Genomic DNA, 15437 nt, shown 5'->3' with positions numbered 1-15437 from the left:
TTTGTTGGTGTAAATGCTTGTGATAGATTTCATTATAATAGTCCGAGTGCCTTCTCCAAATCCACTTTGGCGATCAAGGCATCATACAGGGCTGCGAAATAATTGGTTTCGGCTTCTTTCAGGGCAGAGTCGGCATCCACCACTTCTAAGTTAGAACCCACACCTTCTTGAAACTTGATTTTAGCCATTTCAAATACTTCCAAAGCGAGATCCATATTTTCTGCTTGTAATCGGAGGGACGCAACTGAATTACTTAAACTCACTTTAGCTTGATAGACTTCCACTTCGAATGAACGCTTAAGGAAATCCTGTTGATTTTCCAATTGCCTTAACTGAACTCTATTTTGTTGGATACGAGCAGCTTTGGAAAAGCCATCAAAAATGGGAATGCTTAAATTAAAACCGACAAATGCACCTGTAAACCAATCGTTCCTATTTAATTCAGGTAATGATAAGGAGGCCCCCGATCGTGTATAGGTTAAAAATGCATTTAAATTGGGCATGTACTGGATTTGATTATTTTTCATATCTAATCGAGTCAAGTCCATATTCGTCTTCAACTGATCCAATTCTACTCTGCGGTTCATTTCAGTAGCCAAGAGATCAGTCACCTCAGCTATATTATTAAAGTCTCGAATGGTCTCGGCCAATTCAATCGTATATTCCGAAGGAAGACCCATTTGAAGTTTTAATACCTCTACACTTATAGCAGTGGCAGCAACAATTTTATCTAATTCAGTTTTTAAATTATTTCGTTGTACTTTAGTCCTGCTGACATCAATTTTTTCAACGAAACCAGCTTCATAAAGTGCTTCCGTCTCACGTAGTAATGTTTCTACTCTCTCAAGGTTGACCTCAAAAATCCTTCTGCGCTCATCATTGACCAAAACAGTGAAATATGCTTTTTTGACTGTCTCCCGAACATCAATTTCTGCCTTTTCTTTATCAAATGCAGTTAGAATATTCAATGTCTTAGCTGCCTTTAACCCCACAAAGTAGGAACCATCAAAAATCATTTGGTCTATTCTGACACCTAAATTGGATTGAAAATCAACACCAAATCTCAATTCGACTACATCTGCTGGATTGTCCGGATTAAAGAAGGGTGCCCCCTCAACATTGGGTAAAAATATTACCGGAATTGCGGCATTGTACGTAAAATCATAATTTCCATTGATTTGCGGTAAACCCGAAGCCAAATTTTGACGAATGATTGCCTTCGATGCCAACAACTCCAATGCTGCATTCTTAGCATCTGGATTATTTTGCAAGGCATAAGATATAGCCTCCTCAAGGGTAAAAACGACGGTATTTTGAGCCGATAGTTGTGGAGGACTGACAAGTTGGAATAGCAATGACAAGGTCACTGCAAATCCTTTTATCACAGTTTTCATGTGGTGGTGTTTTTTTGGTTTAGATATGCTGTTTTACCTTCATTCGTGAGGATGCCGAAAAGAAAATGTTCGAAAACTTCCAAATGTAACTCGATAAGGTTGAATTTAGAGGGTGGAAATTTGATAGGATCAAATAAACTATCCATTTGCTCCATTCTGAGAAAGGCGAGAATTTCAGAATTAATCTCTGCTCTAAACATACCCTCTTCTTTTCCTTTTTCAAGTACTTGGACAAGCTGTTTGAACACAAAGTCCTGCTTGAAATCCTCAAATAATTGCCAACATTGAGGGAAATAACGTTGTATTTCATTCATAACTAGAGGATTGAAATCCGCAAAGCGTTGTCTGATATAAGCACTCATCCCAGCCATATGTGCAACTACCCCCTTGTCTAAACTAAGGTGCTCCCCTAGTTTACATTTATCCTTATCTAAAGCTTGAGCAAAAGTCTCAAATACCAATTGGTTCTTATCGGCAAACTCCTGATAGATCGTTTTTTTCGAAATACCCGCTTGTCTTGCGATATCATCCATGGTAACAGACCGTACCCCAAACTTCATGAATAAGTCTTCGGCAGTTTCTATAATTTTTTCTTTGGTCTCCATTCGGGTGCAAATTTGAGAAATTAAACTCAGGAAACTATACGTAAGTTCAAAGTTTCTTAAGTTTTTTTCAATAATTTTATCTGAAAAACCAAAAATAGCTCACAAGAAATAATGTGAAAATGAACTCACATGACTTTTTTCGGAATTTTATTTCATATATAGACAAAATTCATGACAGAAATTCCATTATGAAAATGAATTATTTCCATTAATTTTGGAACATGCAAACATCCTATTTGACTACTAGTTTTGGGAATTTAGCTTACTACAAGCATGGCAATGGACCTAGAGTCTCTCTACTATTCCATGGTTTTGGTCAAAATAGCAAGGCATATCAAGGTTTTCTAAACTTGAGAAAATCAGACGAGACCTATTTGGTCATTGATATTTTTTACCACGGGCAGAGCAGTTGGAATAGTGTGCATCAAAAATTAACCAAGGAAATCTGGAGAACAATTCTTTTGCAATTGATGCAACAGGAAAATTTTGAAAAATTCCATTTGGTAGGATACAGCATGGGAGGAAAGTTTTGCCTAGTGAGCTACGAATTGTTCCCCAACTACGTGCAGTCCTTGTTACTAATGGCCCCTGATGGTATAAAAACAGGATTTTGGTACAATATGGCCACATTCCCAGGGGTATTTAACCGCCTATTCAAGCATGTAGTATTTCATCCTGAGCGGTTTTTCAAGACCATGGATATCCTATATAGCATAGGAATACTGGAATCCAGTTTTATCAAATTTGTAAAATCTCAGATGCAGACGCGAACCATGCGCGCTCAGGTATACTTCACTTGGAATGTTTTTAAAACATTGCAACCTGAACTAGGCACAATCATTCGACAACTGAGGCTAAGCCAAACATCTATTACTTTGGTGACCGGGAAATATGACAAAATGGTTACTTCGAAAAATCTTGAAAAATTCAGTTCTAAAATCCCTCAAATTCAATGCTTGGAATTAGAATCAGGACATAACACGCTCATAGAAGACTACAGCAAACTCCATAAGAAATCATAAAAAAAGCGGGTCGAAACCCGCTTAAATTTTAGTACATAAAATATTCTTGTTCCAATCCTTTAAACTGCTCATGCATGTGCCAAGTTGGTCTGTAATAGGTATCTCTCAATCGAGCACTCACACTCCCCTCCGTCACTAAGCTCAAAGCTGCTGCCAGTCTAAACTCCTGAGGATCTCCCCAATTACGAGTCAAATCATCACCTGCTCTAATGGCAGGCTCAAATCCTTCAAAGTAATCAGCCTCGCCTCTTGCGTTTGCAATTGAAAAGGTAATTAACTCCAATTCTATGTCATTGGCTGATAATACACGGTTGAAAGGAGAAACCCCAATAGACCCAACCGGTTTTCCAAATGTATTATCACCTACGATGACCACATCAACAAAAGGCCTTAAGCTATTGATGGCCAATTCAGAGGCAGAGGCGGAAGAACGGGAAGTGATAAATACAATTCTATTTAAGTTCAATGAACCATTTTTATTAAAATTGGTAGAAGTGCTTCTTTGAAATTGATTTGGATTCCAACGATAAGTGTACATTACCTGCCCATTTGCAGAAGTTGGTACTAAATAATTTAGAATTTGTTCTGCAACGGATACTAGACCTCCACCATTGTATCTTAAATCAATGATCAACTCGTTGATATTTGCTGCTTGAAACCTCCCGAAAGACTCTTCTACTTCTAAGCTTCTGGAAGGAGTAGTTCCTGCAGTAGCACGGAAGTTTTCATACACCCAATAACCAATTCTTTTTCCACCCATCTCAAATACTTGCTCATGAGCGACTGAATTGGCTGTAAAAGCGGCTTTAGGAATTGTTCTTGTCGTTTCGGAACCATCCGGCAATCTAAATTTAAACGTATTGGTCACTCCAACTTCGTTCGGTCCTAGATCAATAGTAAAACTTCCATTAGGATTTCTCAAAGAAGGAATGGTTCGTCCATTGACTTCAATGATTTCCCAGCCTCTTTGCCAACCATCTGCACCTGCAGGCCCCGTACGAGTCACGGAGGCTAGAAATAAACGTTCTTCTTGATTAAATGCAATTCTAATCCCATGAACACCCGATACATTCCCCACGATTTGATTGGCTCTAGCTTGTGGTGTAGTAAAAAAAGTAAATCTATCTAAAGGTCTGAAACGAAGTGCATCCAATAAATCTTGTCTGGTGTCAAAATCACTTGGATTAATACTTGTTGGTAATTCATTAGTCCAATAGTACCAATCTCTCATCACTTCAAAAACCGCTAATTTAATGCGATCTTCTTCACTAACGATAGGAGCTTCCTCATCATCAGGATTACAAGCTGCTCCAATGGCTAGAACAGCCAGCAAGAATGTCCAAATTTTCAACTGCTTCATACAACAATAAATTTTAATTAATATCTATGAAATTATTTTGGGTTTAGATCAAATTACAAAATCATAAACTAGTACTTTGCTCCATTTGTTCCTGTTTTTTTCTACAAAAGCAAGATGCTGCGGATCTACTTGATATTTTTGTTCATCCGCTACACTATCGAAAAAAAATGTACAAGCAATGGAGTATGAACTATCAATGACATCTCGCTCCACAGTTGCCGCAGGTGTACCTATATATAATTGCCTAACTGTATCTATTCGGGAAAGATTCTGAGCTTCTTGGATAAAATCCTGTAGGTCTACCTCCGGATTTAACCAGAAAAACACTTGATGAATCATTGGTTTCTCCGCCTTACCAGCAAAACCTATATGTGGCAGGGCCATAACGGTCGAACCCAAAGCCACATTTCGAATAAATTTCCTCCTACTACTCATCTCTATAATTTTCGGAAAAATAGAAGATTTTTTCTTTGGTTGTCAAACCTTTTTTCGAAAATTTATTTCATGCGCATGTTTCAACTGCCAATCCAGAATGAATATTCTGCAATACACACTTAATTGTGAAAAATCTTTTGCAACAAACAATCCTATAAGTTAAAGGTTCATCATAAACTCTTATACAGGATATCCGTACCTAGAACAAAGGAATTTCTATAAAGGGGGTTCCCCACCAGTTGTAATACACATGAAAACGAAACCAAAAAAGAGAACCATTGCTTTTTTCACGCTTATTCCTGCCATTCTTATTTTAGCAATGATGAACCAAACCATAGATGAACGCATCGAGTACATCGAAAACACAGCATTACGAACCGTGCCTACCGTCCCAACAACTTGGAAAGGCACACCATTGGATGCTAAGGGTAATTTTGTCAATCTTTATCAGCCTTTTGAAGATAGTTTTTCGGATCTTTTCAAATGGCAGCTCTCAAAAAATCCTTACAAAGAAGCCAAGAAAAATGAAACAAGAAGATTAAAAATAGACTTTGATCCTGCTATTCTTCAATCCCAAGAAGACTACTTACTCTGGTTAGGTCATGCAAGCTATTTAATCCAAGTAAACGGGAAGGTCTTGTTGATTGATCCGTTTTTGGAGAAAAACACCTTTTTAAAGCGGGAATCACCAGAGGTATTAGCCGTTGAAGATCTTCCTCCCATAGACTTCCTGCTACTTTCACATAATCATCGGGACCATATTGATAAAGCTACCATTCAGAAACTTCTGAAGCTTCAGCCAGGAACTCAGGTTCTGACGGGTTTGAAGATTGGTGAGGTGATTGGTAAGTGGGGTGCGTTTGGCGAAATTCAAGAGGCTGGATGGTTTCAGGAATATAAAACGGATGATACCGAACTTCAAATTGTGTATGTACCATCCAGGCATTGGTCAAGAAGATGGTTATGGGACCTGAATGAAAATTTATGGGGTGGATTTTGGATTCAATCAGGGGATAAAAGCATCTATTTTATGGGAGACTCCGGTCATGGGCCACACTTCGAAGATATCCGCCAAGTAATGGGGCAGCCTGATTACTGCCTGATGGGCGTGGGAGCTTTCCGACCCGAATGGTTTATGAATCAAGCCCACATCAGTCCTCTTGATGCTATCGATGCATTCAATACGCTGGAAGGTTCTTACTTTATCCCCATGCATTATGGGACGTTTGATTTATCCGATGAACCAAGGATGGAACCTTGGGATATCTTGGTGGAAAATCAAGGAAAAATGAAGGGTGAATTGGTCGAGCCGATTTTGGGAAAGAATTTATTCAGATAAACAAATTGTTTTCATACATGCAGTGTTTCACACATCATTGGATGACAAAAAGTGGAATAAATAATTATTTTTTTTAGACTGCTAACCAAACCAGTTTCGCAAAAAACAAAATTCAGGATGTAAGCTCGTCGTAGTTAACAATAAATTAACAATAGTTCTAGTTGTTAATCCAACTATTTTTTTGTTATTTAAAATTCAGAAAAAATTTAAGCCAAATGAAATCAAAATACTCCATAATTTTACTTTTAATTCTAGGAATAGTTTCATCTTGCCAAGAACAAGAAAATCCTGTAGAGCCAGTAATAGAACTTGAAAAATTTGCACGATTTGATGATCCACATTTTAACTTCAGAGGTTCCATTGTGAATAATATCAAAGTAATCGATGATCAATTATTTTTTAGCCATGCCAGCAATCCGGGATTCATTACCACGGACCTAACTGTCAATCAACTTTGCTGCGTGAGACCAAACCAAATGGAATTCAGGCAAAGTTTAACCAAACAATACATAGCCGCGGTGGATAGAAACCTCTTTGGTTTTTATATTTACCGAAATCAGGGTAATGGGGGTGTAGGTCTTCTTGATTTAAATCGCTTGATTCAATTACCTGGAGGCAGGCCTAAAGTATCCTCTTCACCCAACCGATTAAAAAATTTCGATATCAATAACGGGAAATTATTGGCTGCTGTTGATTTGATTGGAGAAACATTTGATAGAGGTATTTATCTATTTGACTTAGAAAAGAATACCAATTTTGTCGGCATAATACCAGACACAACAGCCATTAAGATTACTCCGCCAATGGTTGATAATCCAACAATTGAAGGTCTTAATACGATTCAACAGATAGATGCTTTTCAGGACGGGTGGCTCGTTTCTACCCTCAATCAAAACTTCTTTGTGGGTCCAGATGGAAGTGCCACACCCTTTGATCTAAAGGATGGTAATGGAAACTTTACACCCTACTTTGGACATGTATTTACTTCTGATGGAAAATTACTTGTCAGTTCATTCCGAAATATATTCATATCCCAAAGTGGTAACTTAAATGACTTAGAGCTACGCATCACATTCAATAGCTCACCTGAGCTATTTATGCATGAAGATCGCTTGGTTATATGGGTTACAGGTGCTTCATCGTTGGCAGAAGTTGAAAATTACACTACCTTGGATCCTGCTGAATTTAATATTAGACAATTGAATTCTGAAGGAATAAACTTTTCTCAACTTTTTACACTGCAGGAATTCCAAGGCAAAATTTTTGCAGCTACCAATCAAGGTCTTTTCACAAAAAGTGCAGAAAGCCTCTGGGATTCCGCGCCTGACGATAGCCCTACTCTTACAAGGAATTCAGACTGGAATGAGATAATGTTTCATTAAGAAACACTACCCCTTTTCCCAAGTCGAATCAATCAGCGGCGGGCCCGATAAAAAAGACCCAGCAGGTTTCAAAAACCTGCCGGGTCTAACTGCTCACTAGTCACTAGTCACTTATTCAACTAATCACTAAAATTGTACCATGTACAAAGTACCAAGAACCAAGTAGGGATTCAGTTAATCAATTGACTAATCGTATTTTCACTATTTATTAAACTGTTGACAGCAGACTGCCAACCGTCGACTACTAATTACCTCACATACAACTGATTAAACAACATCTTAAAGGTATTATGCGCTTGGGCACGGAAGGTAATTTCTGGACCAAAGGCATAGAATTTACCCTTCCCTACAGGTGCTTCAAAGGCAACTACTCCATTTCTCAGATATCCTTCACCCCATGCCCAACCAGACACCAACGGTGATTCTGTACCAAACCAAGCCAATGGCTTCACACCTTGAATCAAAGCATTAGGAGCTAAATTGAATACCGGACTGTTGTTGAATACCATATTGGCAGATTCACCCATACCCCAGTTGGCGGAATGAGTACCATCCAAATGGGCTTTTAAAATACTTCCTGGAATGTAATACTTATCTCCACTCAGTGGACGCTCACGTCCATCAGGTAATTTTTCTACCAAAGCATTGCTTACAGGAAGTTGGAAATCATATGCAAATGCAGTAGATGCTCCAACGGCAACGATAGAACCACCCGCTTCCATAAATGCTTTCAAAGCAGGCACCGTTTTCTCACGGGTTACATTACCGATTAAGGCATGATATTCGGTAGCTACATCTTCTTCCCTTACTGCGCCACCCCAGTTTCTGACAGTTCCTGGTGCACCAGCACCAATAAATAAAATCACGTCATACTTTGCCTTCAAATTACCTGCATCCAATTCTTTTGGATACACCACATTGAACGCAAAATTGTATTGCTCCAACATCCAACGAACCCATCCCGATGGCATGGAGCCACCATAGTGGTCAAACAAAGCGACTCTTGCAGGTTTGATGGACACAGTGCCGGATGGTCTAGACGCTGAAACCACATTGATCCCATAGGCTGTTGCTGCTTTCTCTACCGCAGCTCTATTACCACTCACAAAGAAGCTTCCAGCAGGCAGACCTGCATGAGCGGTAGTAGTACGAGATACACTTACGCCTGCTTTCATCAAATCATTGACAGCAAGGAAAGCATTATTTCCTCTTACATCTATTAACAACCCAGACCCAGAAGGTAACCTTGTAGGCGTAAAAGGCTGTACATCTCCATATGCAATGGCTTCAAATGGCCCATCGAAACCTTCCAAAATACGGTCAAATTCTACTCCCATCTGCAAGGCTAAACTCCAACCCGCTGCATCATATGGACGCTTCGGGGGACCTCCTGGATATTCAAAATCATTGGGGTGATCTTGCGGCTCAAACATATCCAACACATGCGGTCTGAAAGCTTGAGCTGATTTCACTACATACGAACCAGCTGGATATTGCTTCCCATTGACGGTGAAAGCAGCCGTAGCTTTATGCACCTGAACACCTGATTTGATCAAAGCATTGACAAATCGGGTAGCAGTTGGGAAATCAGCTTGGTTGGCAGGTAAAATAAAACCTCTAGGATCTCTTAATTCAGGATTTCTATAAACCGAATCAAAAAACTGTACTGGTAGACCACTTCTCATACCATAGAAAGCTGCTTCAGGATCATCAGCCTGTCGTTGTTGACGGCTTCTGTTAAACGTTTCTTGAACTGCCGCTGCTCTTTTAGGGTACTTGGTCCAATGGTCCATATTGCCTCGGTCAATGGCATTTTTTCCCATTGTATAAATATTCATCAACAAGGCATCCGCATTTCTACTAGCATAATCCAAGACTGCCATGTTCATGGATACTGAGTAATCAATGGATCTTTTGAAATTCCAAGGCTGTGGCTCAATCGGAAAAGGAGTCGCATGCGTAGGAATCAATCGCTCCGGCACCAATGGAATAGAGGACGGCGTTGGCCCTCCAGTAGTTTCTGTCAAAATCCCGATAATGTTGTGAAAATATGGGGTAGTTCGCAGACCACCATTCCACCAAGAAGAAAATACGGATCCACCTAAACGGGTATAGCCAGGCTTATTTTCAGCATTTAATCGATTGATCATTGCTGCACCGACTCCGTCCAAAGATGTCATAATCAAGGGATCAAAAACATGGTTGAAGGGGTCCCTGTAAGGAGGGCCCGCTACAACAGTTCCTGCCGGGGAAGTTTGATGATGATTGAATACAATCTGAGGAATCCACTCTACATACATTTGTCGGGAAACATTAGTAGTTTCCTTCATATTGTTCATGAAAAAATCTCGATTATTATCATGACCTACATATTTTTGGTACATGTAAGGAGTGCTCATGTTGCGCTTGGTCACATCTGAGGGACCCATATACCAATCAGTGACAATATCCTGACCATCCGGATTCACCTGCAACATAAGGATAATCAAATCATCCAAAAAGCGTAACACCTCCGAGTCATTGCTGCTCACTAGTTCATAAAATGTAGGTATCAACTGATGGGAAGCGACAGTTTCTGTACTATGCAATCCTCCATCTATCCAAATCACCGGTTTCCCTTCACTAACCAAGGCTTTGGCTTCCTCAGGAGTAACCTCTGCTCTTCCCAATTTTTGTGAAATCTCCTTGTATCGATCCAGATTTTGATGGTTTTTAGGAGAAGTAATGATCATCATGGGCATTTGTTTACCCATTTCTGTTTCACCGATTTCTACATATTTTACCCGATCGGAGAGTGCAGATACTTTACGGAAATAGGCATCCATATCCGTAAATGTCACTAATTTATAATCCTCTCCTATTTCAAAGCCAAAGTGCTCTTTTGGTGTGGGTATTTGTTGGGCTACTGCCAGTTGCACACCCATGCAAAGAAGTAGGAAACCCAAAAGGTAAATTTTTCTCATAGCGTATCAAATTAGGTATATCCGAAGGTACAACGCATACAGGCAGCTTCAAAACCAGCCCTGCTAATCGGATAAAATAAGGGTTAATTGGTCAAGAATCAGCACAAGAATATCCTCTACTCCTTTGGCGTTCCTAGAGCTTTAACAGGAACATAAGGCTCAAAGGAGTACTCCCTAGGTAAAACCTCCACCCCAGAAGTGATTTTTATGGGAATCTGACCTGGATAGGTGACTTCTACAAAATAGCCAGTGTAGCCTTTCTCAGGGCTTGGAATTTGAATTTCGTAACGACCGCTTTCATTGATCAGCACCTCTGAAGCTGTCCATTTGGGACCAAAGCGATCGATCATGAAATTACGTTCGGTTTCATTGGTTGCGGACCATAATTTGATGGAGGCAGGTTTTTGATTGGGATCCGTATTCAGTAAAATAGCATTTTCGGAGATGCTCCATTCATACGTTGGTCTTGCGGCCTGATTTAGGATGGAAGCGTAAAAAGACAACACATTTGTCAAAGCATCTGATTTACGCAAATCATGTCCATAATTAGGCACATACATCAAGTGCTTTTCACCGGGCAACTCTTCCCAATAAAACTTCCAGCTATCTGGCTGAAAGAATTCGTCCCCTGCAGCATTGACAATCAATTTGGGAATATCAGCAAACTTTTCTTTGAATGAATACGGCTCCGTAATGGAAAGCAAGCGTTCAAACTCCTGAGAGCCTTGCCAATCCATGATATCCTCATTGACGTAAGAGGTTACAGCAGGTGCCCAATAACCATAATTCCTCCAATGATGCTGAAATGATTCCTCCAAATTCAATAAATCAATCACTATGGGTGCCATAGCCACTACTCGCTTATCCACCGCAGCAGTAGTCCACGTAGTCCAACCTCTTTTGGAAGCACCCGAAACCACAAAATGCTTCAAAGACAAATCATACTTTTCTTGCACTTGTTCCACCACCAAATCCATAGCCAGCTTTGCCGCTTTGGTCATAGGGAGGCGCAACAGCCATTTGGCATCCTCATCTTTGGCTCCACCTTCCATAAACTTCCTCCAGCCATAGGCAATGATATCATCTTCGTAGCGTGGGCCTTTGTCATCGTCCAAAAATGTCAATGGCTGAAAAGGAACATTGTGTATTTCCGCTGCAACAGAATTGGTCCTGAGAGCAGCTTCCAAAATGATTGGGTTAGGCTCTTCTGGTAAAGGTGATTCAATTGCTCCTCCTCCAATCCATAAAAATCCTGTTTCAAAACTGGTGTTGTTGGGTACAACAAAGGAAACATAATGCCACCACTCCGTTTCATTTACTTCATCAGTAGTTAACCATGTTTGGGAGACCATACGTACCACATGATAATCATAAGTATCATGGTTTGATGAGTGAACTAATTCGTAAGAAAAAGCAGGATCATCGGCCATGACATAAGCTTCCAGCAAACTAAAGCCATCCACCGAAGAAGGCTGAATGACTTCAACCTTTTGGGTACAGGCCCAAAAGGTGAGTAAGAGTGCAAAGGTTAAGGCTAATCGTTGGGTCAATTGTTGCATCATATCGTCTTGATTTTAAAGACAAAAGATACTGGAAAAAAATCAAAACTGGAAAATTGTGGATTTTCAGTTTAAAAAGATACTTCCATACGCAACAGATAACTTTTCCAAAGTTCTCCAGCATGAGCAATTTGATGCCCCAATTAGAAAACTTTGGAAAAGTTCAATTCATCAATGAAACTCATAATCCACACCAGAAACTTGCGAAAGCAAGGTAGCAGGTGCATCCAATGCCCGAGCATCTCCTCTTGGAATTGGTGTTACAGGAGAATTTTCTTCCAAGTAAGCCAACATGACTCCGTGCAGGGTGTATTCGGTGTTTTGCACGTTTTTCACATTGCTCATTCTACAAATCACATCCGCAGGATCTCCCTCCCGCTCGCAGGCAGAAATCGTGTACGTTTTCTTCAAATCAACAGGTTCTCCTTTGATAATCATGGACTGAACCCGCTTTCCTTGCTCTCCAAATGCATTGAAGGTAATCTGCATGCCTTTAAACTTGGTCACCCAGCCTCCAAATCTTCTATTGGCATCTTCTGCAAACACATTGTTGAGCTCTACCTCCATCCAATCCATCAATTGCTGACCAGTGACCTCACCTGTTCGCACGATGGAATCTACTGGAAGCATATCATAAATATTGCCTCTGGTAATCGGGATGTTGCCAGTTTCATCGGGAGTAACATTCGGAGGGCAGAAACGAAAACCATTGGAAAGTGCAATGTCAATATCCGGCAGCTGCCATTTGACGGCATCTACTACCATCGTATCAATGGGGTTTTCTATTACAAAATATCGATATAACGGTATTGTACTATAACCCACTACTCGATTAATATCGTCTTTGAAAGGAGCTTCTACTTCATCTATAATCCGACTGATTCTTGGAGATGCTTCGATATTGTCAGCAAGAATATCCAGCAATTGGTAGTCTTCTCCAACCACTTTACCATCCTTAACTTTCAATTCTAACTTACCCAAAAAGGAACCAAATGCACCCGGCTGCACCACTTTGGCGTATTTCCCTTGAATAGGTTTACGCACTCGTTCATGCGTATCTGCACCCAAAATATAATCAACTCCTTCACAAGCAGGGTTATTTGAAAGAGCAATTTCTTGTGATAACCCAATATGAGACATAATCGCCACAAAAGCGCATCCTTCCTGATTTCTCAACACATCTACGTAATGCGGTAGATTTGCTTCCGGTCTCGTAAAAATAATCCCTTCACTGTAACCAGGTGATTGTCTGCGAGGAACCAGATGGTCATTGTATCCAATAAAACCAAACTTCACTCCATTCACTGTCCAAATGTGATAAGGAGGAAAAATCAATTCTCCACGCTCACCATTTCCTAAATCATGGTACATATTAGCACAAACTTTTCCTGCCGTCAATGCTCCCATTAATTTTTGCATGGGCTTCTTGTTGTACACTACCTCCCAGTTACCCGGAGAATACAAGTCGTAAGACATGGCGTTCAAAATAGGAACAATGGCTTCTCCTTGGGTTTTTACAGATAGCATGGACCCTTGAAACATGTCCCCTGTATCTACTAAAAAGGAATGTGCTGCTTTTGCACGCTCTTGTTGGATAAATGTGTGAATATTGGCATACCCTCCGGCTTTTTTAAACACTTTTTCTCCATTTTCCCAATACAATTCATCATGCGGATGAATCTGACAATGTACATCCGTTGTTTGAAGAATAGTGACAGAAAACTCCGAAGGTGGATCCATTTCTCCAGCTAAAGTGGATTGCTTCTCAGTTTCGGAACTACAAGCCGATTGAAGCGCTCCTGCGCCAATTAATCCTGTTCCGGCACTCAATGCTCCAAGTCTTTTGAGAAATGATCGTTTGGTTAGGTTCATATGTGGGTGTTGTTAATGATTTTTATTGAATTTAATGCCTTTTCAAGAAAATCCCTGCTGCGACGACAACCATAGACTTCCCCAAATTAGGTGATAATTCAAAAGTCTACTTTTAAAGTGAGTTTTTCTGTGACAATTATTACAAGGGTAATAAGAACGCGGATGATACGGATGCAAGCAATCGCAGATTGGGCAGATTTTAGATTTTAGATTTTAGATTTCAGATTTCAGTTTGGGTAACTATCAGGATTGGATTTGTGCTAATCCCCGAGCCTTGCGAGCAAATTATAAAACTACCCATTTAATTAATTTAACTTTATCCTCACTATTTCCCAGCCCACTTATTCTGTGCAAATCTGAGAAATCTGTGGACAGCTCAACCGCAAAGCAAGCCAAGGTTTCCGCAGAGTTCCCAAATATTTTCACTTTGCAAAATTTATCGATAAGAAATAGTCACTAATCCCTACCCTTCGTGCAATTTCGTGTCATTCGTGGACCATAACTTTGTGCCTTAGTGCCTTAGTGGCGAAAATCCGCGATGCGAAGCATCCGCATCATCCGCGTTCAATTTTTTTTCTTAGATTTATATCTGCGTTAAATCTGCTATATCCGTTTTATCTGCGAGAACCGAGAAACTATGAGAAAATCTGTTTTTATCTGGATCGTACTATTGATCCAACTATCCCCTGCCTTTGCCCAGCAAGCGCTTGAAAATTCCTTGTTGTGGAAAATTTCCGAGAATGGATTGGAACAGCCATCCTATCTTTTTGGCACCATCCATGTCATTTGCTCTGAAGACTTTAAGATGGATGATCGGATTTTATCGGCCTTGAAATCCAGTAAAAAAATTGTTTTGGAGCTCAATATGTCTGACCCCATGCTCGTCCAAGAGATGCAAAGCCAATCCATGAACAAAGACTTTTACAACATCCAAAATGATTTTGAACAAGATGCCAAAGAGGCACTCGATGAGTTATTGACGAGTAATTATGGGATGGGCATCGCACAATTGGGCATTATGAAGCCCTTTATCCTTTCTTCCATGGTATTGATGAAGCAATTGCCTTGCGAAGCACCGGAGAGCTATGAACTCTTTTTTACCAGCAAATCACAGGAATTGGGAATACCGATGGAAGGCTTAGAGACGGCTACCTATCAAATCAGTCTTTTTGATCAAATACCACTCGAACGTCAGATTGCGGATTTGTCAAAAATGGTGCTTACAGATGCAAGCGCTGAGGAATTTAAGGGCATGGTCGATGCATACACAGCCGAAGACCTTGGCAAACTGCAAGAAATGATCACTGCCGATGGTTTGACGGGAGAATATGGTGAAATTTTGATTGATCAAAGGAATCTAGATTGGATCCCTAAGATTGAAAAACTCATCAAAAAAGAAAGTACATTCATCGCCGTAGGTGCAGGTCACTTACCCTCTGAGAAAGGTGTAATTCAATTGCTTCGAGCAGCAGGTTATACAGTGGAGGCAATTCTTCCCTGATTGAT

11 protein-coding genes are annotated in these 15437 nt (G+C 40.2%); 4 read left to right on the top strand and 7 right to left on the bottom strand.

What is annotated here, in order from left to right; all coding sequences use genetic code 11:
- Positions 1 to 32: 32 nt before the first annotated feature.
- Positions 33 to 1394 carry a TolC family protein gene (locus ACXIUD_RS12955; protein WP_458053068.1) on the bottom strand — a complete coding sequence of 454 codons (1362 nt, stop codon included), beginning with the start codon at positions 1392 to 1394 and terminating at the stop codon, positions 33 to 35.
- Positions 1391 to 1999: a TetR/AcrR family transcriptional regulator gene (locus ACXIUD_RS12950; RefSeq protein ID WP_458053067.1), complete on the bottom strand. Its 609-nt coding sequence runs from the start codon at positions 1997 to 1999 to the stop codon at positions 1391 to 1393. The genes ACXIUD_RS12955 and ACXIUD_RS12950 overlap by 4 nt, the downstream gene beginning before the upstream one ends.
- A 221-nt stretch (positions 2000 to 2220) precedes the next feature.
- Between ACXIUD_RS12950 and ACXIUD_RS12945 the strand changes: the two genes are divergently transcribed.
- A complete protein-coding gene (locus tag ACXIUD_RS12945) occupies positions 2221 to 3021 on the top strand; it encodes an alpha/beta fold hydrolase (RefSeq protein WP_458053066.1) in 801 nt (266 codons plus the stop codon).
- A gap of 28 nt (positions 3022 to 3049) precedes the next feature.
- Here ACXIUD_RS12945 and ACXIUD_RS12940 read toward each other — a convergent pair whose 3' ends face one another.
- Positions 3050 to 4381 carry a S41 family peptidase gene (locus ACXIUD_RS12940; RefSeq protein WP_458053065.1) on the bottom strand — a complete coding sequence of 444 codons (1332 nt, stop codon included), beginning with the start codon at positions 4379 to 4381 and terminating at the stop codon, positions 3050 to 3052.
- A gap of 48 nt (positions 4382 to 4429) precedes the next feature.
- A complete protein-coding gene (locus ACXIUD_RS12935; protein ID WP_458053064.1) occupies positions 4430 to 4816 on the bottom strand; it encodes a Dabb family protein in 387 nt (128 codons plus the stop codon).
- Positions 4817 to 5066: 250 nt separating this feature from the next.
- Between ACXIUD_RS12935 and ACXIUD_RS12930 the strand changes: the two genes are divergently transcribed.
- Both ACXIUD_RS12930 and ACXIUD_RS12925 read left to right on the top strand, forming a co-directional pair.
- A complete protein-coding gene (locus tag ACXIUD_RS12930; protein ID WP_458053063.1) occupies positions 5067 to 6155 on the top strand; it encodes an MBL fold metallo-hydrolase in 1089 nt (362 codons plus the stop codon).
- Between the two features lie 215 nt (positions 6156 to 6370).
- On the top strand, positions 6371 to 7537 hold the full coding sequence (locus ACXIUD_RS12925) for a hypothetical protein (RefSeq protein WP_458053062.1): 1167 nt from the start codon (positions 6371 to 6373) through the stop codon (positions 7535 to 7537).
- A gap of 248 nt (positions 7538 to 7785) precedes the next feature.
- Here ACXIUD_RS12925 and ACXIUD_RS12920 read toward each other — a convergent pair whose 3' ends face one another.
- The 3 genes from ACXIUD_RS12920 to ACXIUD_RS12910 form a co-directional block, all read right to left on the bottom strand.
- Positions 7786 to 10500, bottom strand: a complete 2715-nt coding sequence (locus ACXIUD_RS12920; RefSeq protein ID WP_458053061.1) for a M14 family metallopeptidase — start codon at positions 10498 to 10500, stop codon at positions 7786 to 7788.
- Positions 10501 to 10616: 116 nt separating this feature from the next.
- Complete coding sequence (locus tag ACXIUD_RS12915) at positions 10617 to 12062, bottom strand: PhoPQ-activated pathogenicity-related family protein (protein ID WP_458053060.1); 1446 nt, start codon at positions 12060 to 12062, stop codon at positions 10617 to 10619.
- 168 nt (positions 12063 to 12230) lie between these two features.
- Entirely contained in the window at positions 12231 to 13931 is a 1701-nt protein-coding gene (locus tag ACXIUD_RS12910; RefSeq protein ID WP_458053059.1) for a bifunctional metallophosphatase/5'-nucleotidase, read from the bottom strand.
- 637 nt (positions 13932 to 14568) lie between these two features.
- Here ACXIUD_RS12910 and ACXIUD_RS12905 point away from each other — a divergent pair.
- Positions 14569 to 15432: a TraB/GumN family protein gene (locus ACXIUD_RS12905; RefSeq protein ID WP_458053058.1), complete on the top strand. Its 864-nt coding sequence runs from the start codon at positions 14569 to 14571 to the stop codon at positions 15430 to 15432.
- The last annotated feature ends 5 nt before the right edge of the window (positions 15433 to 15437 follow it).

This window comes from Mongoliitalea sp., assembly GCF_054166905.1.
The sequence above is the reverse complement of the archived record's forward strand: the minus strand, read 5'-3'. Positions and strand labels throughout refer to the sequence as shown.

What these genes read in the sequence shown, in the direction of transcription:
- ACXIUD_RS12910 (WP_458053059.1), bottom strand. Translation starts at nt 13,931, where the DNA reads ATGAACCTAACCAAACGATCATTTCTCAAAAGACTTGGAGCATTGAGT.
- ACXIUD_RS12915 (WP_458053060.1), bottom strand. Translation starts at nt 12,062, where the DNA reads ATGATGCAACAATTGACCCAACGATTAGCCTTAACCTTTGCACTCTTA.
- ACXIUD_RS12905 (WP_458053058.1), top strand. Translation starts at nt 14,569, where the DNA reads ATGAGAAAATCTGTTTTTATCTGGATCGTACTATTGATCCAACTATCC.
- ACXIUD_RS12935 (WP_458053064.1), bottom strand. Translation starts at nt 4,816, where the DNA reads ATGAGTAGTAGGAGGAAATTTATTCGAAATGTGGCTTTGGGTTCGACC.
- ACXIUD_RS12930 (WP_458053063.1), top strand. Translation starts at nt 5,067, where the DNA reads ATGAAAACGAAACCAAAAAAGAGAACCATTGCTTTTTTCACGCTTATT.
- ACXIUD_RS12920 (WP_458053061.1), bottom strand. Translation starts at nt 10,500, where the DNA reads ATGAGAAAAATTTACCTTTTGGGTTTCCTACTTCTTTGCATGGGTGTG.
- ACXIUD_RS12950 (WP_458053067.1), bottom strand. Translation starts at nt 1,999, where the DNA reads ATGGAGACCAAAGAAAAAATTATAGAAACTGCCGAAGACTTATTCATG.
- ACXIUD_RS12945 (WP_458053066.1), top strand. Translation starts at nt 2,221, where the DNA reads ATGCAAACATCCTATTTGACTACTAGTTTTGGGAATTTAGCTTACTAC.
- ACXIUD_RS12925 (WP_458053062.1), top strand. Translation starts at nt 6,371, where the DNA reads ATGAAATCAAAATACTCCATAATTTTACTTTTAATTCTAGGAATAGTT.
- ACXIUD_RS12955 (WP_458053068.1), bottom strand. Translation starts at nt 1,394, where the DNA reads ATGAAAACTGTGATAAAAGGATTTGCAGTGACCTTGTCATTGCTATTC.
- ACXIUD_RS12940 (WP_458053065.1), bottom strand. Translation starts at nt 4,381, where the DNA reads ATGAAGCAGTTGAAAATTTGGACATTCTTGCTGGCTGTTCTAGCCATT.